We start from the raw sequence: 805 nt of genomic DNA, 5'->3' as shown, positions 1-805 counted from the left end.
AAATCCCCCCTCTGAAGGAGCGTTTCATGACTGAGGTCGATCAGGCCGCGCCGGCCGGTCCCCGCATGAAGGCGGCGGGCCCGGGTGGGCGGTTGGGCCGGCTGGGTGAGGTCCGGCATCTGGGGTTGGTCGCGGCGCTGGTGCTGCTGGCGATCGTGGGCCTGGTGACGCGGCCGGAGAACTTCGCGACGTCGTCGAATTTGGTGAGCATCCTGGCGTTGGCTTCGACCATCGGGGTGATCACGGTCGGGATGACGTTCGTGATCATCGGTGGTGGTATCGATCTGTCGGTCGGGGCGCTGATGGCGTTGGCGTCGGTGTGGGCGACCACGCTGGCGACGCAGGCCTACGGGCCGGTCGTGATGATCGTTTGTGCGGTGCTGGTGGGCACCGGCGCGGGTCTGCTGAACGGCATTCTGATCTCTTATGGGCGGATGGTGCCGTTCATCGCGACGCTGGCGATGATGGTGGCCGGGCGGGGCCTGGCGCAGCGGATGTCCAATCAGCGCACGCAGTTGGTGCAGCCGGACAACTCGCTGATCGTCGATCTGTCGACCACGCGGGTGCTCGGGCTGCCGCTGCTGGTGTATGTGTTCGCGCTGGTGGTGCTGATCGGCTGGCTGGTGCTGAACCGTACGACGTTCGGCCGGCGCACCTATGCGGTGGGCGGTAACCCCGAGGCGGCGCGTCTGGCCGGTATCGATGTGCGTAAGCACACGCTGATGTTGTATGCGCTGTCGGGTCTGTGCTGCGGGATCGCCGCGGTGCTGATCATGGCGCGGACCACCACCGGGTCGTCCACCCA

General features: G+C 66.8%; 1 protein-coding gene. It reads left to right on the top strand.

All coding sequences use genetic code 11. From position 1 onward, the window contains the following. Positions 1–26: 26 nt before the first annotated feature. A partial coding sequence (locus FLW16_RS42970) for an ABC transporter permease (RefSeq protein WP_260616217.1) occupies positions 27–805 on the top strand: 779 nt, incomplete at its 3' end.

Origin of the sequence: Microbispora sp. KK1-11 (genome assembly GCF_006874435.1) — a bacterium.
Lineage (GTDB): Bacteria > Actinomycetota > Actinomycetes > Streptosporangiales > Streptosporangiaceae > Microbispora > Microbispora catharanthi.
Note: the sequence above shows the minus strand (reverse complement) of the source record. Positions and strands in the feature narration are given on the sequence as shown.